Source organism: Anaerobiospirillum sp. NML120449 (assembly GCF_023051105.1).
Lineage (GTDB): Bacteria > Pseudomonadota > Gammaproteobacteria > Enterobacterales > Succinivibrionaceae > Anaerobiospirillum.
Window position 1 is genome coordinate 1 of the sequence record NZ_JALKIL010000053.1, and the last position, 21,933, is coordinate 21,933.

The following is a 21,933-nucleotide window of genomic DNA, read 5'->3' on the forward strand; positions in this document are numbered from 1 at the left end:
TATCGATCTGGTCGAAAGCTCTTACTTCACCACCGAACTTCTCAGCGAGAACCTTGGTTAAAGCAGCGGTTAAAGTGGTCTTGCCGTGGTCAACGTGACCGATGGTGCCTACGTTTACGTGTGGCTTAGAACGGACAAACTTCTCTTTTGCCATTTTTTAATTCCTGAAAACCAAATCGGAGTGCTCACAGATATAGGATGGAGCGGGCAGCGGGAATCGAACCCGTATCACAAGCTTGGAAGGCTTGGGTAATAACCATTATACGATGCCCGCACTGATTATCTGTGCTAGACAAAAAGCCCTCGTCTTAAAGCAGACTGATGAGTTATGAAAGTTTAAGAAGATGGGATTTTGTATTTATCTAAGAATTAGATAGGGAGGTTGTCGTGATGACATAAAGACGGGAGAAAGATGGTGGAGGGAGAAGGATTCGAACCTTCGAAGGCAGAGCCGGCAGATTTACAGTCTGATCCCTTTGACCGCTCGGGAACCCCTCCAAGCCATTTTGGTATCCCGTATTGCTCGGGACAACCGCGCTTTCTTTTCGTTAGCGTCAGAAAGCGATGCCTATTTTACGTATCGCCCCATACCTTGGCAAGCGTTTTTTCAAAAAATTTTTGAATTTTTTAACACTTTTTTCAGAAACTGCTTATTTATGCGCTTTCTAAAAGCAAAAATCTGCAACTTATTTTGCCCCGTGACAGCGTTTCCACCCCGCAACAGCCCGACATGAAGTCCGTAACCCCACTCCGGCATGCACCTCAGACACAGTTTTTTAATCTTAATCTGTCCTTAACCCCCTGTTTACCTCCCCATACCAGCAAATTTTTACGCATGAAATTTCCACAGTGAGATCTGCGTCGCCCCAAAATCAATTTTTTACCAAAACTCCCCACCCCGCTTAACCACCTCATTACAGCCCACCCACTCACTCACCCACCCACCCCCCCACGACCCCGCCCCACTTACCAGCGACCGCCCCCAGCCACTCCCTGCACAAACCAGCCACAGCTGTTGCAACTTCACTCACAACATCAATCCGGGGTCCGTGGACGCGGGATGCGACATAAGCCCTTTGGACCTCCCATATGCGACAGCACGCTGAGCATGGCATTGGCAAGGGATTGGCGAGGTATTGCCTCTTTGACTATATATGCAGAGGCAACAGACAGGCGTACGCACTCGACGCTGTGACTGCTGGCAGCGCCCCGGCGTCAATATCTGAGAGGCTGGCAGCGCCACCGGCGTCGGCATCCGATCATGAAGTTAGCCTTACCTTTATTAATGTAGAGCTCGGCCGATCAGTATTTGACCTGACATCAGAGGCTCCCCCCTGTGCTGTGCCGTGCAGGAACTGGCTGTGCGGTGCGGTGCGTGCTTTTGCTCAACATTGCTGTGCTGCTCTCAGGCACAGATTATTTGAGGAGCTTTATGGAGGGCATGGTAGACAGGCTGGCTGGTATGTTGGGTGAGCAAAGCCTGTTCAGGGTTACAGGTTTGGGTTAGTGGCGATATTTTTTTGAGCTGGATCACATGAAGAAAAATATAGATCAGTGTGGTCGAAAATATGTTCTTAAGGTAGATTTTGTACTGTCACAGTGTATGGTTGTGTCTAAAATGGAACCTGTTGACGGCAGTGCTGTGCAGCATGTTTAACACAGCCAGATGCCTGTCCAGACACAGAACTTTTTCAGGGAAGCCGGCTTACTGGCGTATTGCCATACTGCCTTATTGCAGCTGCCAGACAGTCTCTAAAATGCAGCAAGACTGTTGATGCTGCGCAGCATCAGACGCGTCTTGTACCGTCGCTCACTGGCTGTCGCGGCACTGGCTGACACGGTATTGAGTGTCGCAGCATGGCATGTCGCGACATTGGGTGTCGCGGTATGGTCTGCCCCGGCCTGCGCCCTGGCCCGGAGCCATCAGAGCCCGTAACGGAAATTTTGAGGTACCTCAGCTATGTCAGTTATTTTCAACGAGCAGGAACAGAGCTTTACTTTAAGCAATGGCCGTATTCAGTACGTCATGCAGTTATTCCTTGAGGGCTATCTGGGCCATATCTACTTTGGCAAGGCTCTCAAGCACTTCAATATCAAGCGCGCTTTTTACCAGACTGAGCGCGAGGGCGCCCCTAACCCTGGCAAGCATGCCGATGCCCGTACCTTCTCCCTTGATGTTCTTCCTCAGGAGTACTCAGTTTACGGCTCAGGTGATTTCCGTATTCCGGCCCTTGAGGCCACTCTGGCTAATGGTACCTCCACTCTGGATATCCGCTACCACAGCCACCGTATTTTTGAGGGCAAGTCTGATCTGACCGGCCTGCCTTCCTCCTATGCCTCTGCCGACCAGGCTACTACTCTTGAAATCACCATGCGTGAAGTTGCAGGTGATCTTGAAGTAGTCCTGTCCTACACCATCTTCAAGGACATTGATGTCATCACCCGTCACGCTGTCATCAGAAACATTGGCTCTGAGACTGTTGCTCTGCGCCGTGCTGCCTCATTTACCCTTGATTTCCCTACTGAAGAAATGGACCGCATTCATCTGTGGGGCAAGCATGCTTTTGAGCGCAATGTTGAGCGCACTCCATTAACTCACGGTATTGAAATTTCCGCTTCCAGCCGTGGTGCAACCTCTCACCAGCACCAGAACTTCCTTGCTGTCTGTGACCGCACTGCTACTGAGTTCAGCGGTGATGTCTATGCTGCCTCTCTGGTATGGTCAGGTAACTTTGAGGCTGCCACCGAGGTTAACTCCTTTGGCAATACCCGCATGGTAATGGGCATTAACAGCTTTGACTTCAAGTGGATGCTCAATGCCGGTGAAAGCTTCACCACTCCTGAGGCCGTGCTGGTATTCAGCAGCGAAGGTCTCAACGGCATGTCCCAGAATTTCCATCGCTTTGTCCGCAACCACATTGTTCGTGGTGAGCACCGTGACGCCCCACGTCCAGTTCTGGTTAACAGCTGGGAAGCTGCCTATATGGACTTTACCGAGGACAGCATCGTGCGCTTTGCCGAAGATGCCGTAAAACTCGGTGCTGAATTAATCGTACTGGACGACGGCTGGTTTGGTGTACGTGACAAGGACAACTGCAGCCTGGGCGACTGGACAGAGATCAACACCAAAAAGCTGCCTAACGGTATTAAGGGTCTTTGCGATCGTATCCACGGTCTGGGTGCAAAATTCGGCCTGTGGGTTGAGCCTGAGATGGTAAACCCTGATTCCAATCTCTTCCGTGCTCATCCTGACTGGGCCATTGGTGTGCCTGATCATGAGCGCTATCAGCAGCGTAACCAGTATGTGCTGGACCTGTCCCGCAAGGAAGTACGCGACTATATTGTCGACTCTATCTGCGAGGTCCTGGGCTCAGCTGAAATCGACTACGTAAAGTGGGACATGAACCGTAATCTTACCGATATTGGTTCATGGGGCTATGGCAAGGAGCAGCAGCAGGAAATTGCTACCCGCTTTGTGCTGGGCGTATATGACATCATGCAGCGCATTACCTCTGCCTTCCCTCACATTCTCTTTGAGAGCTGTGCCGGTGGTGGCCGTCGCTTTGACATGGGCATTCTCAGCTACATGCCTCAGACCTGGACCTCTGACAATACTGATGAAGTATGCCGTCAGAAGATTCAGTACGGCACTTCCATGATCTTCCCTCCAATCACCATGGGCTGCCACGTAAGCGCCTGCCCTAACCACCAGGTTGGCCGTACCACTCCAATGCTCAGCCGCTTTGTCTGCGCCATGTCAGGCAGCTTTGGCTATGAGATGGATCTGGGCAAGCTCTCTGAGGAGGAGCAGAAGGAAGTTGCCGGACATATCGCTCTGTACAAGGAGCTGCGCAACACCATTCAGTTTGGTAATTTCTACCGCCTCATGTCCCCATTTGAGGGTAATGGCAACGAAACTGCCTGGCAGTTTGTCTCTCAGGACGGCAGTGAAGTCATCCTCATGTACTTCAGAAATCTCTGCCAGCCACAGGGCAATATCCGCAAGATCCGCCTGACCGGCCTTGATGAGAATGCCACCTACAAGGTAACTCACCACATGTACAACAGCTCTCTGGCCTGCAATGCCCTTGATTACCTTTCCAACTACAATCTCGAGGGTGATGTATTCGGCGGCGACGAGCTCATGCACTTTGGCGTCAACATGGACAAGGTAGATCGCGACTTTGCCGCTTACCTGATTTCATTCAAGCGCCAGTAAGAATTTCAGGAGCCGTGCCTCAGATTATCAACGCTGTAATCAGCACGGCCTCAACCATTCATATTAAGCAACAAGCCTCTGGTACCTGGTACCAGGGGTACCCAGGGCCACATTATGTGGCCCTTTTTATTTGTGTCCAGGGCACCGGCGCCGGACGCCAGCTCCGCTGACGCCACCGCCTCCGTTGACGCCTGTACCTGCGCCTGCACCTGCGCCAATGCGCAGCTGCACAGCTGTCAGCGCCCGCCCCTTGTGCGGACTACTGAGGCCATAGCACAGCTATGATGCCTGGAGGAATACTTTATAAAACAGTATGGACAGTGCGAACAATAAGGATGGGCATAAGTGCAGATAATAAGCAGGAGCACCAGTGCAGACATCCGGGTATCTGCACTGCTGGCCGGGGCAGAATGGCTCAGGACTACAGTAAGGCAGGAGTGGTATTGGCAGTGCGGCGACGGCGGTAAGAGGCCGGAGTCGTACCTGTCACTTCTCTGAATATGCGGGCAAAGTGTGAAGAGCTGCTAAAGAGCAGCATCTGCGCTATTTCGTATACCGGGATCTCTGTCTGTACCAGCAGACGCTGAGCTTCCTTAATGCGCTCATTGCGCAGGCATCCTGTTACTGACATGTTGAGGCTGCGGCTGAGCACCCTGTCCAGGTAGTCTGCGTTTACCCCCAGCTCTGCTGCCAGCTCCAGTCTGTCGGTACTGCTGTAGACATGGCGTCGTACCGCCTCCAGCGCCCGCACAGTAAGAGGATTGTCCATATGGGACTTGCCCGCAGCCTCCTTGAGCTCTCTTACCATACGGGCAAAGATCACTCCGCTTTTAAGACCGATAAAATCAGCCTCTTCAGGAGTACGGCAGTTTTCAATACCCAGAATCAGCCAGTCAGCAATGGTATAGGCCTGCTCTACACTCAGTCCACCGGCAATGGCCGCTCTTGAGTTGAGCACCAGGCCGCATATGGCCAGATTCTGGGAGGCGCGCAGTGCTGTATACCCCAGAGTACCGTTCTGACCATTACGGCTGGAGTTCTGTACCTTCATGTAGGCCTCAGGGTCTCCAACGGTTACTGCATCCAAGGCTCTCAGTTCAAAAAGGTAGGAGCTGTGCGGACGGTCATCAGGCACCACATCTTCCCAGCGGGGCATGACATGACGCACAGGATCAAGTTCGCTGAATATATCTTCACCTGGCCTGCTCTCAAGCGGAGTCAGGGCTGCAATCAGACGGCGGGCTGCAAAGGCAAGACTGTCGAGCTGAGTGTTAACTGCACTGCGACGCAGAGCGGCTGTCTGCTGATTGCGCTCATCAGGCAGCGGTCCCACTATAACGGCAGAGAGATCAGGGAGCAGATAGCCACCAGATGGCTGCTCACGGGTCAGCCTTACCGGGTCACTGCGCGAACGCACCATTGCCAGAGTGTCGTTGAAAAGCTGGCTTTGTACAGCCTGCTCATACTCAGTTCCAGCCGGCAGACGCTTAAACAGCGTCCGCCCCTGAGCATCAAGCATGATTACAGGGCAGGCGCCCAGCTCATAAAGGCCGTTGAGCATGGAATCAAAAAAGTTCTTCATGACATTTAACAGGAACACAAGGGCAGAGAAGAAGAAATCTGACTGCCATGCCGGGCGGCAGCCACGACGGGCAGCCAGGCGCAGCGACGCGCTGAGCCAGGCTGGCTGCGGCGCAGCCCGGCCTGGCCCGCCACCTGGCTGTTGCTGCAGCCATAGCCATCATTGTACAAAGGGTAATTTAAAGAATCAGGGCCATGATATGACAGCGCCTGTGCGGACTGACCGTCCGCACAGGCGCTTATAAGGAAATTACAGCACAGTCAGTTAAGACTCACTTTTGTTGCTGGAGTCATTGCTCTGATCATTACCCTGGCTGGCCTGCCCCTGGAGGACATCTTCCATGCTGTCATCATCCTCACCTGGCTCTGATACTCCCTCATGGAAGACAAAAGAGGCCTGGCTTGGATAGCCATAGACAGAGCACAGTCCATCACCAAAGCCAAAAGCAGAGTTATCACTGTTACTGTAGGACTCAGGCGGTTCACTGGCCTTCTCCTCCTCAGGGCTCTTATAGGCACTGGCAGGAGTAATAGGCAGCACACCATCATCCGAGGTAATAACACCCTGAGAGCCCGGCCTGATCCTTGAGCTCATGTCAGCTGCTGCACTGCCACCACCTGTTACCTTGCCAGGCCCTGTGCTGCCAGTAGCGTCACTGCTGCTGTTGCCACCGCTCAGGTCACCACCATGGCTGCCGGTATTGCCCAGAGCACCTCCAAGAGTACTGCCTGATGACATCTGAACACTCTCAAGAGAGTAATTGCCATCATGACAGCCCTCAGGAGCCGGAGTAATCTCCACTGTCTCCTGGAACTGAGGCTCAGCTGGTATGCCCTGAGTGCTCTGCTCACCGCTCAGTGCATTGCTGCCACTGTGAGCGCCGCTCTCAGCATTGCCCTGCTCATCAGAGCCAATGCCCTGACCCAGACGTCTTACCATCTCAGCATGAGCGGCATCTGAGTGAGCCTCAGCCTGAGCAGTCTTTTCATCAACAGCCATGTCACCAGGAACAGCTGCGGCAGCCACTACCTCATCTGGCAGTGCCTCGCCATGCTCTGCAGGTGCAGCACCATCAGCCGCTGCACTACCAGCGTCAGTCTCTGCAGCTGCCATCTGAGATGCTGCCTGCTGAGCAGATGTCTGCTTCTCAGCCTCATCGCCCTTCCAGGCGTACTTTTCGCCCTGCTCAAAGCCGTCGAGGCTGGAGAAAGTTACGCCACTGAGCTTATCAGTCGCCCCCTCAGCACCGCTGTTTTCAGCAGCAGAGCTGTCAGCATGCTCACTTGCAGATACAGGCTCTAACTTAGGCAGACTGTCATCGCTGTCATCACGTGCAGCAAGAGACAGTTCACTGTCATCCCCCTGAGCACTGTCTTCAGACCAGTTAAGGGAAGCTGACTTGCTATCCTTGCTATCATCAGCTGCCGTCAGGGTATTGCTCTCACCTGGAGATGCCTCATTGGAAGCTACCAGACTGAAGTGAGGGGCCGGAGACAGGTTGAGCTTTCTGTCTTCAGACTGCTCAGTATCAACAGTCATGATTTCAGGCTGGATACTGGCATCGCCATCAGTGCCGGCCGCTGCATGCTCAGCTGTGGCTGATCCGCTGTGAGCTGGCTCATCCTGGTCCTCACTGCCCTGGGCAGCCGCGCCCGGGCCCTGCCCGGCATCAACGACCTGGCCCTGGGCAGCTGCGCCCTGGCTCTGGGCGACGGCTGCGCCCTGGCCCTGGGCAGCTGCGTTCTGGCTCTGCTGAGCAGCTGCGCCTGTCAGCTGTTCTTTACTGGGAAAGCCGTCAGGTGAGGCACCTGAATTTGCTGTGGATGGGGCGCCCTGAGTATCGTTGCTCTGTGCGCCGGCTGTGCTGCCTGATAACTCTGAACTGTCCTGATTTAAAACAGTGGCAGCGGACTGGTCAGAGCTCTGAATATAAGGTTGCCTGGGAGCTCCGGCACCTGTGGCCATGCCATCTGAACAGGTTTTGATGTCATAGTCCATCTTCTCAAAGAGAGCTGCCTTGAGATCATCAGAGAGCAGTCCCTGAGCATCAAGTGATGAGATGCAGGACTTGTAGAAGAACTCAATATCCTTGAGCTTCACCTCAGACTCAGGACCACCTGATGCCGAGGATGACAGCAGGGATCGCAGCTGCTCGATACGCTCCTTGAGCTTCTTATCGATAATCTGGCATAAGAGCTCAAAGCGGCGACGGTTATCTTCGTTCAGTCCGTTACGGATTCTGAACAGTTTCTCATCAGGCACCGGGGCAGCACCTGCGCCGGCCGCAGTTGCGCCGACAACGGCGCCTGAGGCTGCAGTAGCGGCTGCCCCCTGACCTGCGCCCAGAATGGCAGCTCCGGATACGGCAGCACTGTCAGCTGATGGCAGTGGGGTGCTGACTACAATGGTAGAGCCCTCATTGTCCTGACGGGCATTGCGGGCTGCTGCGGCGGCAGCAAAGGCCACATCATACTGAGAGACTTCCTCACCAGGGCGACGATCACCACCTGCCGGTACTGAGGCACTGGCTGCAATGGCCGTCTTGATGTCCTTGGAGCGGAAAGTGTTCTCCAGATCCGCTGCCGTCAGACTGTCACGGCTGTGCTCAGCTGCACTGATGGCGGCCTTGCGTGAAGCAATCTCATCAGCAAGGGTTGAGGTTCTGATGATATTGGTGGTGCCAAGCGGAGTGGTCTGAGTACGTGACTGCAGACTAAGAGGACCGGCTGTGGCCCCTGATACGCCAGAGCTGGCAGCTGCGCCTGCTCCATGAGCACCGGAGGCGTTACCTGATCCCTGGGTCTGACTGCCTGCTGAGCTTTGTGCAACGGAGGCATCAGCGCCCCTTGCTGATGATGTACCCTTTACTGAGGAGAGCAGTTCAGGAATACCGGCATCGCTGCTGTCAGCTTCTCTGATATTGCCGCCAATGAAGTCCTCAAGATCATCATCATCGAGATCATCCTCTGAGGCTGAGCGTTCCTGAGCTGAGGCCATGGCCTCGGCTCTGATACTGTCAGCTGAGTCATTACCTACACCAAAGACAGTAGTACCGGTCTTGTCAGAAGGCGCAGAGCTGTCAAAAATCGAGAACTTGCGATCACTGCGGGAACGGTCACCAGAGCGCTGCAGCTCGGATGCTACCTTGAGTACATCCTTGGCTACAGAGGCAATCTCTACAGTAGCAGAGCTGCCGCCCTCATCAGATACTGAACTGTCCGAGCTCTCAGCTCCACCTGAGGCAGAGCTGTCAGCACCAAAGCGGCTGGATCCATCCTTGAGGTTCTTATCCAGATCAGCCTCAAGCTCTTTTTGCACCTGACGCAGTTCACGACCGGCTTCATTGAGCAGCGGAGCCAGAGAGGCAATACGGGCACTGGCCTCAGCAAAGGCTGCAATATCAACATTGCCCTTCTCTGAGCTGATTTCCCTTACCAGGGTGCCCTCATCTCGTGGCAGAGCCTTTGGTGAGGAACTGTTAAGCAGCTCTACCGGGCTGTCCTTGACTCCGGTGGCACTGCCGACACCGGCAGTGGTAGTGGCAGTGGCAGCGGATGCTGCCCCCGCCGCAGCTGTGCCGCCTGATGACCCTGCACCGGTGGCTCCTGACAGAGCCTCAAGCACTGAGTTGAGCGGGCTGCCCGGTGGCAGGGCTGAAGTGCTGCCTGCCAGTGGTGATGTCACTGTGCCAGGCTCAGCCCATGACAGTACGGTACGGGCAAATACCTTTGCTGAGTCATCAGGCAGAGAGGCGATAAAGTCATCGTTATTGCCTGAAAAGTCAGCAAGTCTTACCTTGTCCGGACCGGTAAAGAGCAGTTTGATAATCAGACGGCGGGCAGCTGAGGTCTGATACTGATCGACAATGCCGGCATCACGGGCCTTTTCCACTGCCTTTTCAATATCAAAGGAAGTAAGTGAGCTTAAGGTACGGCCCTCAAGAACTGATGCAGCTATTGGAACCAGAGCATCAACAGTACGCTGCTGAATGGCAGTAAGGGCAACTTCACCTAAAACCGGTGCTGCCACTGCTGCCGCCTGAGCTTCGCCTTCACCTGCGGTGCCGACGGCACCTCCAGTGGCTCCAGCACCTGCAGCGCCGGCTGCTGCGCCTGCATTGCTGGCCGGGACACCGGCCACTGTGGCGGCCTGCTCGAGGGCATGACCGGCTACAGCGGCTACTGACTGAGCTGGAGTGTTCATCCTGCTGGCGGCGGCCAGCAGCTCAGCCATTGATGCCGGCGTACTTACTCCACCAGGGGCAGCAGAGGCTGCAGCGACAGTACGCAGGGCACTGGCAGTCTCAGGGCTCAGACCTGGACCATCGTCATCATCCTCACCTGTGAAGCTATCATCAGCACCCAGCTGCTCAATATTCTTATAGCGCTCCTTGAGTGCAGCCAGTGCGGCCTCCTGCTCGGAAAGCTGCGCAACGCCAGGTGCAGCCGGTGCAATGCCAGAGGCAGCCGGTGCAGCTGCGGCAGCATCACTGTGGGCGGCGCCCGCACCTGATGCCCCGCTGTCAGCAGCTGACGCAGCAACCGGTGCTGCAGCAGCCGGTGCTGCAGCTGCAGATGGAGCGGCAGCCGGGGCGCTCAGTGGCGGCAGCGGCATGGCGCTGCTGCCACGTGAGGCCAGAGCAGCTGCAAAAGCCGCCTCACGGGCAGCAAGGGCAGCCTTGTTAACAGCCTCATCAAGGGCGCTGCCGCTAAGACCCGAGTCACGGCCGGCAGCGCGTGCGGTCAGACCGGCGGCCTCCCAGGCAGCATCGGCTGTTGCCAGAGCATGACGGGCACCATCGGCATCTGTAAGAGTGCGGCACTGATCTTTGAGGTTATAGCCAAGTGAGCGTGCTACAGCTGCAAGATTTTCTACTTTATAAAGCAGTTTGTAGATAATCTGTCTGTGGCTGTCATCAAGACCTTCCATAAGCTCAAACACTGAGCTCAGGCAGGAGTTGAGGGTACGGTTGTAAGGCAGGCCCTGCAGGGAAGCAAGACCATTTTCCATGGTCAGAGCACGCAGCAGCTCAAGGCCCTCATCCTCAAGAGTCAGGCGGTCCAGATCGGCAGCACAGGCGCGCTGTCCGGCACGGGCCTGTTCAGCTTCTGCCATGGCGGCTGTAAGCTGCTCTTCTTTGAGGGCCAGAGCTGCTTCAAGGGCGGCAATGCGCTCTTCATAGGCCGCAGAGCGTCCCTTGATTTCCTCTTCAAGAGTGGTACGTCCTGAGCGCACTTCGTCCATGGCTGCGCTGGCAGCGCGGGCAATCTTACGGTCACGCTCCACAAGGAAACGGCTGAAGCTTCTGAAGAACTGCTGCTCCAGAGAAAGCAGACCTGAGCTGATGCTCTCAGGAACAAAAGGAATCTGCTCACGCAGTTCCTTTTCCTGCTCCTTGATGGCAAGCAGCTCCTGATTGCGCATATATCCTGTAAAGCGCTCAATAACCAGCTCATACTCTTCAGCTGTAAGAGCAGGAGCAACGGTCAGCAGCTGTTCATAGCCGGCTGTTGCGCCCTCCTGATAGCTGCGCTTGAGCTCATCAAAGAGCCTGTCCAAGATATCGTGCTGCTCAAAAATACTCTGAGTCATATTTCTCCGCCCTGATAACTAAAGTGCGTGCCTGTTGTGCTGCGCTCCCGGCCCTGGCCCAGACCCTGCGCAGGCCTGATGATAAATTCCATACCGTACCCTGCTGCCCCTGCAGCACCATGCCCTGGCGGCAGCTGCAGCTGCAGCGGCACCGGCAGCCGCAGTTCCATCCTGGCATGCCGCCCTGCACGGCTGCGGCCGGCAGCCTGCACCGTCCCGGCCATGCGCTGACAGCAGGCACACAGTGCCCGACCATATGCTGGTCGGCCGGAACTGTATTTACTGAGCTAAAATGCAGTGCGCGCCGGGGAGCATTTGCAAGGATCTAAGGATCTGATGCAGAGCCAATAACAATGCTCAGGCAGCCATAAAATGCGACGGCCCGATTAACCGGCAGTGATACGGCAGCTTAAGGGCCATGAGTTAGACCTCAAATGCCGCCGGAAATTCATCAGTGCCCTCATTTTAACTGATCGCACGGACAAATCTCCCCGCAAAGCCCTGATATTGCCCAATTGCTGAGCACTTTAATCACATTACCGGCAGCACAGCCTCATCGACTGCCGCTTATTCTGTCATGGCCCGGACATACAGCCGTGCATGGCTGTCCGGCAGATCCTGGGCGCTGCGCTGCTGCGCCCGCATGCTCAGCTCAGTGCAGAGCTGCAGATAAGGCAGCTGCGCCCTGCCCTGTCCCCATGGCAAGGCAGCACAGACAGCCCACATAAAGATCAGCCAAGCTGACGTCCCGTCATGCCACCAGGTGCTGGGGGACCTACGCCCCGCTCCGCCCCATGTCCAGAGCCTTAGCCAGCCCGGCCCAATAGTAAAGCCCTCAGCTCCGGCAGCAAGGCCCGGCAGTCGGCAGTCGGCAGTTTCGTCAGCTCAGGCCGGAAGCTGGCCAGTTCCAGCAGTACAGACCGGATGCTGAGAGGTTCCGGTAGTACGGACCAGATGCTGGGAGGTTACGGCAGGGGAGGCCAGAGGCTGGGCAGAGCCCCACGGGCACTGCCAGCCAGGATTACCTGGTCTGTATGGCTGCCGGGGATGGGCAAATTATTATATTTTCTTTATTAAGTGTTTTTAAAAATATCTGTCGATGTGTACACTGTACAGCTGGTTGTTGCAGGACTTTAATCAGGTCTGTTTTTCAGGATCCCAGTTAAGCCCTTTTGACGCTCTAAAGCTCGTCAGTTTGCAGCTCTGTCAGAGCCGCAGTCAGCGAGCGCTCGGCCCCGCGCAGATGTCAGCTGCACATGGTAATTTCAGGACGCAAGGCCAGTGTTTAACTGATCTTCAGCCCTGCAGCCTGCAAACACAGCAGCACTGCAGCACAGCCTGTTGCTGCAGTCTGACACCATGTTCAGGGGCTTTTTTGCGCAGGAAAAAATTCCCGGCCAAATGGCTGTTTTTCGCCGAACGCAGACTGCCTCTGTGCACACTGTCCTGAGGACAGCCTCGTGGTCACGGTCGTCACCTGCTCATTAAAAATGCTGTTTTTCCAGGATTTAACACCTGCTTTTTAGTAAGATCGCATCCACCAGCAGATGATACTTTTTTCGGGATCTGTTACTGCGCTCTCAGGCTGCTCTCATACCTGAGCTTTTGTCAGAGCCAGCCTGCGCAGCACCGGAGACACCGGCAGCTGACAGATCCGCCTTAACTCCGGTCCCCGCTGCTGATGGACCACGGGGTAAGCAACTGTAAGCCCCGTACTCACTCCCTGACAACACGGATAAGGCCGTACAGCCAGTTTGCAAGGCTGCGCTGCAGCCGACCAGCATCATGGCTGCTCACCTCAGTCCGTGCCCTCAGGATCTGTTCAGGACAGGCATGAACTGCCAGCCTGCCGGCGCCCGCTGCGCCCGCCCAGGCGACTGTCATGGCGTGGCTGCGGCTGCTGCGTCCGCAGCCGCGCTGCCGGTGCGCTGCCTGCTGTGGCCGTTGAGATGTCCCCCTCTAAGCGGAAATTCAGTTCAGCTTCTCCTTTCTTCCCAGGTTACGGATCATGAACACTAATGACACTCCAGATATTGCCTCTGCCATCAGAAATGCCGGGGCCTGTCATAACAATCAGACTGCTGCTCAGGAATTTGAAAAGATAACGCCTTTCTTTGAGTTCTCCTCTGAAACCTGGTCAACCTTTGCCCATAACAAGGATCAGGTAAATCTCACCGAAGCTGAGCTGCAAAAGTGCCTTGCCTTTAACGACAGGATCTCACTTGAGGAAGTATCCAATATCTACCTGCCCCTGTCGCGCCTGCTGCACATGTATGTGCGCTCCCGTCATGACCGCTCCACCATCATCCAGCAGTTTCTGGGCAAGAGCATTGAAAGCGTGCCTTTCATCATTTCCATCAGCGGATCAGTAGCCTGTGGCAAGACCACTACTGCCAATCTGCTCAAGCACCTGATTTCTTCATGGGATGGTTCACCAAAGGTAGATCTCATCACTACCGACGGCTTTCTCTACCCTAACAAAATCCTGCACGAACGCCGCATTGAGGCCAAGAAAGGCTTTCCTGTGTCCTATGACGTCAAGGCCCTGATGACCTTCCTGCACAAGCTCAAAAACGGCGAGCCTGATCTCAAGGTACCGGTGTATTCTCACCTTTACTATGATGTCATCCCTGATGAGTTCATCACTGTAGACCGCCCTGATATCCTCATTCTTGAGGGCGTGAACGTACTGCAGAACGGCGCTGACTATCCTGATATTCGCAACAAGGTCTTTATCTCCGACTTTATCGACTTTTCCATTTATGTCGACGCCGAGGAAGACTTCCTGGTCAAGTGGTATGTTGACCGCTTCCTCAAGTTAAGAGAGAGCACCTTCAACAATCCTGACAGCTACTTTCACCGTTACTCACGCATGAGCCAGGAGGATGCCGAAAACCTTGCCTACTCTATCTGGAGCGCAGTCAACCACGACAATCTCATCGAGAACATTCTGCCGTGCCGCAACCGCGCCAACCTCATCCTGCACAAGGGTCCAAACCACACAGTAGACCGTATCTACCTGCGCAAGTAGCAGGCCCGCATGAGCCTTGCGGCAGTGCCAGCCCCGCTGCCAGCTGCGCCCTCAGGCGACAGCCGGCACCGGCGGTACTGGCTTACACCATTACCGGCCGGGCCAACGAAAAAAGCTCCCATAAGGGAGCTTTTTTTACATGGGCAGACTGAAAGTCTGGCGCCGGTCCACGCCTGCACTGCAGGCCGGCCTGATATGGCGCCACTGCGGCGCCCGGGCAGCAGACGGCTGCAAGGGGCAGCAGGACAGGCTGCAGTGGGCAGCAGACAGCTGCATCAGCGAATGGCTATGATATGGCCTGAGCGAATGGCGGTACGGCCACCGGTATTGCTCTCAAGGAGCAGTTCGCCCTGAGAGTTTACTCCCACTACTCTGCCGGTTACTGAACGGTGGGAGGAGATAGCCACATCCACAATACGGCCCAGCAGCACATCATGACGATTCCAGCTGTCGATAAAAGGAGTAAGGCCTGAACGGCGGAAATTGTTGGAGGCGTATTTGATCTCGTTGATAAGGCCTATGCAGATGTCATTGCGCCTGACGTCATAGCCCATTTCCTCAAGAGTGGTATATGGGCGGTCAATATTGCGGGAAATGCTCTGGGAATTATGGATATTAAGACCTACACCGACAATGGCAAAGACCTCACCGTCAGGGCTTGGTACTGACTCAATGAGAATACCGGCCAGCTTCTTGTCACCAAAGACCACATCATTAGGCCACTTAAGGCGCACATTCTGTACTCCGGCAAATTCAAGAGCTGTTACCGTAGCCACGCCAATGGCCAGAGAAAAGCCCAGCAGATGCTGCAGGGACGGAAATTTGATAGCCATGGACAGCATGATGTTTGAGCCAATGGAGGACAGCCAGCGGGTGCCTCGTAATGAGCGGCCCTCAGTCTGAATCTCGGCTACCAGGGCATCACCTGATACCAGGTTGTCCTTTTCCTGCATCAGCTCAAGATTGGTAGAGGCAGTTACATCCTTTAAGGCAAAGCGGCCACGCTGCTTGATGCCCTCATAAATGGTACGGGCATTGAGCAGATCAAGACTGCGGGTAAGAACCAGATCTTCGCCATCCTGAACCAGCAGCGGCTCTATCTCATTGGCCCTGAGAGCTGTATCCTGCAGCTCCTCAACAGATACGGACAGCTCAGAGCACAGAACCTGATAGTTCATCCTCAGAGAGTCTGCTTCGTTGAGGGTTCTTAATAAGGGCATTACAAATCTCAGATCTGTTCCCATTCTCTTTCTCCATGCTTGCCGTAGAGGCGCACCTCAGGTACAAGATCAATAGAAAACTTACTTTTTACTTCAGCACTGACATAGCGGGCCATGGCCAGCACTTCATGAGGAAGAGCATCACCAAGGTTGACTATCACCAGAGCCTGCTGACCCCAGGTGCCTACCTGACCATGACGTATGCCCCGGCATCCGGCCTTGTCAATAAGCCAGCCGGCGGCCAGCTTGCAGCTGCCATCTTCAGCAGGCCAGCTGGGCACCTTGCCAAAGCTCTTTTCAAGAGCGTGCAGTACCTCAGGCTGAACATAGGGATTTTTGAAAAAGCAGCCGGCATTGCCCACATGACGTGGGTTGGGCAGCTTTTCATTGCGCAGGGCAATGACAGTATTGCGTACCGCCCCTGCATCCCTGAAGCTGCAGCTTTGCAGTCCGGCATAGTTCTGCACCGGAGTGAAAGCAAGGGGCAGCCTGAAGGTCACATGAGTGATGAAATATGAGCGGCACTGAGGCTCCTTGAAAATGGAGTGACGGTAGGCAAAGGCACATTCATCATGAGTAAAGATACGCAGCGAGCCGTCATTGAGATTGACAGCCTCCACGCTCTCAATAAGTGATCCCACCTCAACGCCGTAGGCGCCCACATTCTGTATGGGAGCTGCGCCCACCGTGCCGGGGATCAGGGACAGGTTCTCAAGTCCGGTAATGTCCTGACTGAGCATCTGCTCGATAAAATCATCAAGCACCAGTCCACCGCCTGCTCTGACCAGATAGCAGTCAGAACACTTTTCAATGCTCACGCCCTCAATTTTGTTGATGAGCACGGTGCCGTCGAAATCTTCGGTAAAAAGCACATCTGAACCGCCGCCCAGAATGATATAAGGGCCAGTGACCGGAGTCTTTAAATCATCAATGCTGTGCACCTCACGCCCTTCGCGTGCATACACAGTCAGATTGAAAGTATTGTAATTTCTCAGATCAAACATGCTCAGATCACAGATTAACAGCTCAAATCATCACGTAACTAAGCCCGCCGACAATGCCAGGGCCGGGCTCTTACAGCCTGCCTGGGCCTGGGCATTCGGCCCGTCCCTGGCACTGCTGCCCTGGCGGGCCACAGTCACGCCGCTTCGGACGGGGCCTGTTATCCCTGGCGGACAGATACGCGGGAAATGGTACCGCCCAGAGCGCGAATCTTGCGCTCAATATGCTCATAGCCACGGTCCATATGGTAAATACGGTCTACCACTGTGGTGCCCTGAGCTACCAGACCGGCAATTACCAGTGAGGCTGAGGCACGCAGATCGGTGGCCATTACCTGAGCACCCTTTAAGGTCTCAACACCGGTACAGTGAACATTATTGCCCTGAATGGACAGATTTGCGCCCATGCGAATCAGCTCAGGCACGTGCATAAAACGGTTTTCAAAAATGGTCTCAGTAATGGTACTGGTACCCTTTGCAAGAGCATTGAGCACCATAAACTGGGCCTGCATATCGGTTGGGAAGCCCGGATGAGGGGCGGTAATGATATCAACAGGCATAATGTCGCGGCCACGCATGTCGAGGTAAATATCGCTGTCTCTTACCTCTACCAGAGCATTGGCCTTGCGCAGCTTGACCAGCACCGGCTCCAGGGTGGATGGCAGTACATTACGGCACAGCACCTCACCATGGCTTGCCATGGCAGCAATAAGGTAGGTACCAGCCTCAATACGGTCAGAGACAATGGAGTGCTCACAGCCGTGCAGACGCTCCACACCCTCAATGGTAATGGTGTCAGTACCCTCACCTGCAATGCGGGCACCCATGGCCTTTAAAAACACGGCAAGATCAGTAATCTCAGGCTCGCGGGCAGCATTTTCAATCACTGTGGTGCCATCGGCCAGAGCCGCTGCCATCATGAGATTTTCCGTACCGGTAACTGAGACCTTGTCCATCATGATGGTAGCGCCATGCAGACGTCCGCCTGGAGCGCGGGAGCGGATATAGCCCTCGGCAAGCTCAAACTCGGCACCCATTTCCTGCAGACCCTTAACATGCAGATCAACAGGACGGGCACCAATGGCACAGCCGCCTGGCAGTGAGACCTCAGCCTCACCCTTGTAGGCAGTCAGAGGGCCCAGGGCCAGAATGGAGGCACGCATGGTTTTAACCAGCTCATATGGAGCGGTGTTGCTGGTTACACCATCGGTAATGCGGTAGGTGCTCTCATCGATGCGCTCGAAATTCTTGCCCATCATGGTAAGCAGCCTGAAACAGGTCTGAACATCTCTGAGATCAGGTACGTTACGCAGGGTAACAGGCTCATCTGTAAGCATGGTTGCCAGAATTACAGGCAGTGCTGCATTCTTGGCTCCTGAGATGCCTACTTCACCCTGAAGAACCTTACCACCAACTATTTCAAACTTGTCCAATGCTCTGTGCCTCAAAAAAAACTTACTGCCGACCTCTTCCGATAAACACCACACCACGCCCGCCCCTGGCCAGGGCCAGGACTATGGCCACAGCAAGGACCATGGCTCCGGCCCGCAGCGGCCCTGCCCCGGCTGCCAGGCTCCGGTCCCCGGCCCCGGCCCCGCCGGAGCACTGCCTGAGCAGGCAGACCGGCATAAGAGCATCTGCATCATACTGAGCAGCTCATCATCACATCACGATCGCCCTTGAAGCCTGACTGTGGAGTGTATGGGAAGAGGTTATCAGCTTATAAAAAAACCGGTCGTAACCGCGCAGCCTGCCTTGAGAACAAATTTGACCAGGGTGCTGCCGTACCTGCAAAAAATCCATATTTTACCAGTCTTTGCATGCTATTCCCATAGCATATCAGTCCCGGTTATACCCGGCTGTTCCCGGCACAGCAAGGACAGTTGCCCCACCGCCCCATGGCCGCCGCAGCCAGCTCCAGGCCAGCCGGCCCCGGGCCAGCTCACCCTGACAGCAGCAACTGAGGCCAGCCCCGGCTGCCGGGGCTGTCATACAGGATCAACCCCGCCAGTCCCAAACTGCCCCCGCCACGCAAAGCATGCCTTGCCGGGCACCGCGCAGCGCCGGGCACCGCGCAGCACCGGGCACAGCGCAGCACCGGGGTCAGGAGTACAGACTGCTGCCAGGCACACACTGGGCCGCACTGCCTGACATGCAGCCGCACGGGCAGGCAATGCCCGGCTGCCGCAGCGCAGCTCCTCAGGCCGGAGTGCAGGCACAAAAAAGCGCCCCTCAGGGCGCCCTTTTCAAGTTAAGCCGTAAGGACTTAGCGATCAGTCCTTAATGCATGATCATATGGAGTTTCCTGATAGATGAAGTTGATCCAGTTGCTGAAAAGCAGAGCTGAGTGCGAACGCCAGGTGCAGCGTGGCTGCAGATCAGGATCGTTATTAGGGAAGTAGTTGTAAGGAATGTCAGGATTCATGCCGGCATTCATGTCACGACGGTATTCGTCGGCAAGGGTGCCCACATCATACTCAGGATGGCCGGTTACATAGACCTGACGGCGGTCAGGTGAGGCGGCCAGGAACACACCGGCCTCATCAGAATCGGCAAGTACCACCAGATTGGTCTGATTTTCCACCACTGAGGTTGGGAAGTCGATAAAGCGCGACTGCGGAGCCAGGAAATAATCATCAAAACCACGGGTCAGAGCCGAGTAGGTGTTGGAGGTCTTGTTCATATAGACGCCCGACAGCTTGTGATCACGGTTGAGCAGCGGCAGATCATAGAAGTACTTAAATGCTGCAGCCACACCCCAGCACGAAAAGAGGGTCGAGGTTACATGGGTGGTGGACCACTGCATGATCTCCTGGAGATGCTCCCAGTAGGTAACATCATCAAAATCAGTACGATCAAGCGGAGCACCGGTGATAATCATGCCGTCATAGTTGAGATGCTTTACGTCATTAAAGCATTTGTAGAAATTATCCAGGTGAGACTGAGGTGTATTTTTTGAGACATGGTTGTCAATACGCAGCAGGTCGATATTGACCTGAATAGGAGTACTGGACAGGCGGCGCATGTACTGAATCTCAGTTACAATTTTCTTGGGCATGAGATTGAGTATGAGCAGCTCCAGAGGACGGATGTCCTGACTCTGGGCACGATCCTGAGTCATGACAAAAACATGCTCTGAAGTTAAAACTGAGGCCGCTGGCAGGCCATTGGGAATATTAATAGGCATGGCATTTCCTTGATAAAGCCCTGACGCTCCCGGTCTGGTTCTCCCTGACCATTACGGGCGCGCACCTGCTGCCGTCTGACGGTGAGCATGTCACCTCAACATAAAGACCGGCACTGCATCTTCCGCACAAAACATTCAGCCGCACAATATGCATGCACACCGGCACCGGCTCTGCGCGCAGCTGCGCTACCGCTGCTGCGCCGCCGGGACTGTGCTGCTGATGCCTGTGCACTCAGGCAGAGTTGATATGTGGCACAGATAAAAGTGTCCTGCCATGCCCACAGGGGCATGAGCAAAACAGCTTGTACCAGATAGCTTACCACAGCCCCGTTATCATGCCTGTCCGTGCCATAAATAAGCGCAGGGAGCTGAACAAATCGTTCACCTGGCTCCCATACTGTCAGGTACTGTTATACTTTCACAAGGCTGCAGGTACTGCTAAAGCAGGGTCATCAGCCAGGGGGCTGCACAGGCTGCATATCAGCACAGCAAGGCCGGACTGCGCCAACGGCTATCTGCGCCAGCTGCACAGACAGCAGAACAGACATCGCGCAGGCAGCTGCTGACGCTGCGCAGGGCGCAGCCGACAGGCAGCCAGTGACGCTGCGCAGGGCGCAGCCGTCATGAAGGCGCTGAGGCTGCAGATAAAACTGCCCACCGCCCCGGCAGGCCCTGGGGCAGAGCCATCACGGCTGATGTAAAGCCGTGACAATAGAGAGGATGCTATGCGAATTGAGCTGATTTCCACTGGTGATGAGGTCATTACCGGCAATATTGACGATACCAATGCCAGCTTTCTGTCCCGCGAGCTTTTTGAAGCCGGACTGCAGGTAAACCGCCGCCATACCACAGGTGACTCCCTTGAGGAGCTCATGGCTCTGTTTACCGAAATTTCTGAGCGTGAGGCCGTGGTGCTGGCTACAGGAGGCATGGGTCCTACCAATGATGATCTCACCACTGAGGCCATTGCCCGTACTGCAGGCGTTCCTCTGGAACTCAATACCACCTGGTATGAGCGCATGCAGGCATGGTTTGACGGCCGAGGCCGCGTCATGACCCACTCCAATCTCAAGCAGGCCATGCTGCCTGCCGGGTCAGTGATGATAGACAACCCGGCCGGTACCGCCTGCGGCTTTGCCATCAAAGTGAACAAGGCACTGTTTATCTTTGCCCCGGGAGTGCCTCGTGAGCTCAAGGAAATGTGGGAAAGCTCCATCAAGGAAATGATCATTTCCTACTCAAAAGGCACTGTGCCGCGCACCCACCTTATCAAGCTCTTTCTCATGGGCATTGGTGAGTCCACCCTCATGTCCCGCCTCGCTCCGCTGCGTCTGCCTCAGGGTATTACCATTGGTGACCGTGCTGCCTATCCTTTCATCGAGCTTAAGATCATTGGTCACGATGCCAGCGACACCGACATGTTTGCCGTGCTTGAGCAGGTAATGGAGATTGTGTCTCCTTACTATGTATGCCGCGACCACTACAGCCTCATTGACAGCCTCAATGCCGCAAAGGTGGTATTGCCGGCCGTCAACGCCCTGGATGGTGCCTGCCGTGGCTGGCTGCTTATCCACATGCAGGAGCTCTTTAAGAGCTATGTGACCTGCTCAGTGCTCAACACTCAGGAAAATAACCTGACCTGCCGTGAAAAGCACTGCATCGATCTGCAGCTGGAACATGCTCCCAATTTCAATACCATTTCCCTGCAGCCATGCCGTCAGGCCGTGGACAAGGCCATTACCGACACTCACCCTTACTGCTATGAGTTTTCCTTTAACCTCGATATCAAAAAGGACGGTCAGGCCTTTAATCTCAAGGGCAACTATCTCATTGCCCTCAGGGAAGATATCAACAGCCACGCTATCTACTCACGCAACCGCGACTTCCTTGCGCACCTGTGCTGCGTAGAGCTCTTTAAGATCATTATGGAAGAGCCTGAAGTCATTCCTGAGGACTGCCTCGTCAAGGCCATAAGCTGCACCCGCACTCCCCTCGAGGGCTGACCGCCAGGGCATGCGCCCGGCCATGCGGCCGACGTCCGCCCGGCGCAGCGGCGCCACCGCGCTGCGTTCCGGCCGCCGCTGCACTTTTCTGCAGCGCC

Annotated in this window: 10 protein-coding genes and 2 tRNA genes; 3 read left to right on the forward strand and 9 right to left on the reverse strand. The window is 55.1% G+C overall.

The genetic code is table 11. From position 1 onward, the window contains the following. From MXE41_RS11600 to MXE41_RS11610, 3 genes are all read right to left on the reverse strand, one after another. Positions 1-154: GTP-binding protein (locus MXE41_RS11600; protein ID WP_246978867.1), on the reverse strand; the 154-nt coding region annotated here is incomplete at its 3' end. A gap of 45 nt (positions 155-199) precedes the next feature. Then, a tRNA-Gly gene (locus tag MXE41_RS11605) sits at positions 200-274 on the reverse strand. Between the two features lie 139 nt (positions 275-413). Next, a tRNA-Tyr gene (locus MXE41_RS11610) sits at positions 414-498 on the reverse strand. Positions 499-1,960: 1,462 nt separating this feature from the next. Here MXE41_RS11610 and MXE41_RS11615 point away from each other — a divergent pair. Further along, positions 1,961-4,219: an alpha-galactosidase gene (locus MXE41_RS11615; protein WP_246978856.1), complete on the forward strand. Its 2,259-nt coding sequence runs from the start codon at positions 1,961-1,963 to the stop codon at positions 4,217-4,219. Positions 4,220-4,640: 421 nt separating this feature from the next. Here MXE41_RS11615 and MXE41_RS11620 read toward each other — a convergent pair whose 3' ends face one another. Both MXE41_RS11620 and MXE41_RS11625 read right to left on the reverse strand, forming a co-directional pair. Then, the gene (locus tag MXE41_RS11620) at positions 4,641-5,801 is read right to left on the reverse strand and encodes a helix-turn-helix transcriptional regulator (RefSeq protein ID WP_247100601.1); all 1,161 of its coding nucleotides are present in this window, start codon (positions 5,799-5,801) and stop codon (positions 4,641-4,643) included. Between the two features lie 264 nt (positions 5,802-6,065). After that, positions 6,066-11,393 (reverse strand): hypothetical protein, encoded by a 5,328-nt coding sequence (locus tag MXE41_RS11625; protein WP_247100602.1) that lies wholly within the window; start codon positions 11,391-11,393, stop codon positions 6,066-6,068. 2,008 nt (positions 11,394-13,401) lie between these two features. Between MXE41_RS11625 and coaA the strand changes: the two genes are divergently transcribed. Continuing rightward, positions 13,402-14,424 carry a type I pantothenate kinase gene (coaA, locus tag MXE41_RS11630; protein WP_246978859.1) on the forward strand — a complete coding sequence of 341 codons (1,023 nt, stop codon included), beginning with the start codon at positions 13,402-13,404 and terminating at the stop codon, positions 14,422-14,424. Positions 14,425-14,699: 275 nt separating this feature from the next. Here coaA and MXE41_RS11635 read toward each other — a convergent pair whose 3' ends face one another. The 4 genes from MXE41_RS11635 to metA form a co-directional block, all read right to left on the reverse strand. Continuing rightward, entirely contained in the window at positions 14,700-15,644 is a 945-nt protein-coding gene (locus MXE41_RS11635) for a biotin--[acetyl-CoA-carboxylase] ligase (RefSeq protein WP_247100603.1), read from the reverse strand. 8 nt (positions 15,645-15,652) lie between these two features. After that, positions 15,653-16,648 carry a UDP-N-acetylmuramate dehydrogenase gene (murB, locus tag MXE41_RS11640; RefSeq protein ID WP_247100604.1) on the reverse strand — a complete coding sequence of 332 codons (996 nt, stop codon included), beginning with the start codon at positions 16,646-16,648 and terminating at the stop codon, positions 15,653-15,655. 158 nt (positions 16,649-16,806) lie between these two features. Next, a complete protein-coding gene (gene murA / locus MXE41_RS11645; protein WP_247100605.1) occupies positions 16,807-18,078 on the reverse strand; it encodes a UDP-N-acetylglucosamine 1-carboxyvinyltransferase in 1,272 nt (423 codons plus the stop codon). 833 nt (positions 18,079-18,911) lie between these two features. Continuing rightward, on the reverse strand, positions 18,912-19,832 hold the full coding sequence (gene metA, locus MXE41_RS11650) for a homoserine O-succinyltransferase (protein ID WP_246978863.1): 921 nt from the start codon (positions 19,830-19,832) through the stop codon (positions 18,912-18,914). Positions 19,833-20,557: 725 nt separating this feature from the next. On the opposite strand from metA, the gene MXE41_RS11655 reads away from it, so the two are divergent. Then, complete coding sequence (locus MXE41_RS11655) at positions 20,558-21,835, forward strand: molybdopterin-binding protein (protein ID WP_246978864.1); 1,278 nt, start codon at positions 20,558-20,560, stop codon at positions 21,833-21,835. The last annotated feature ends 98 nt before the right edge of the window (positions 21,836-21,933 follow it).

What these genes read in the sequence shown, in the direction of transcription:
- murB (WP_247100604.1), bottom strand. Translation starts at nt 16,648, where the DNA reads ATGTTTGATCTGAGAAATTACAATACTTTCAATCTGACTGTGTATGCA.
- MXE41_RS11655 (WP_246978864.1), top strand. Translation starts at nt 20,558, where the DNA reads ATGCGAATTGAGCTGATTTCCACTGGTGATGAGGTCATTACCGGCAAT.
- MXE41_RS11620 (WP_247100601.1), bottom strand. Translation starts at nt 5,801, where the DNA reads ATGAAGAACTTTTTTGATTCCATGCTCAACGGCCTTTATGAGCTGGGC.
- MXE41_RS11635 (WP_247100603.1), bottom strand. Translation starts at nt 15,644, where the DNA reads ATGCCCTTATTAAGAACCCTCAACGAAGCAGACTCTCTGAGGATGAAC.
- MXE41_RS11625 (WP_247100602.1), bottom strand. Translation starts at nt 11,393, where the DNA reads ATGACTCAGAGTATTTTTGAGCAGCACGATATCTTGGACAGGCTCTTT.
- coaA (WP_246978859.1), top strand. Translation starts at nt 13,402, where the DNA reads ATGAACACTAATGACACTCCAGATATTGCCTCTGCCATCAGAAATGCC.
- metA (WP_246978863.1), bottom strand. Translation starts at nt 19,832, where the DNA reads ATGCCTATTAATATTCCCAATGGCCTGCCAGCGGCCTCAGTTTTAACT.
- MXE41_RS11615 (WP_246978856.1), top strand. Translation starts at nt 1,961, where the DNA reads ATGTCAGTTATTTTCAACGAGCAGGAACAGAGCTTTACTTTAAGCAAT.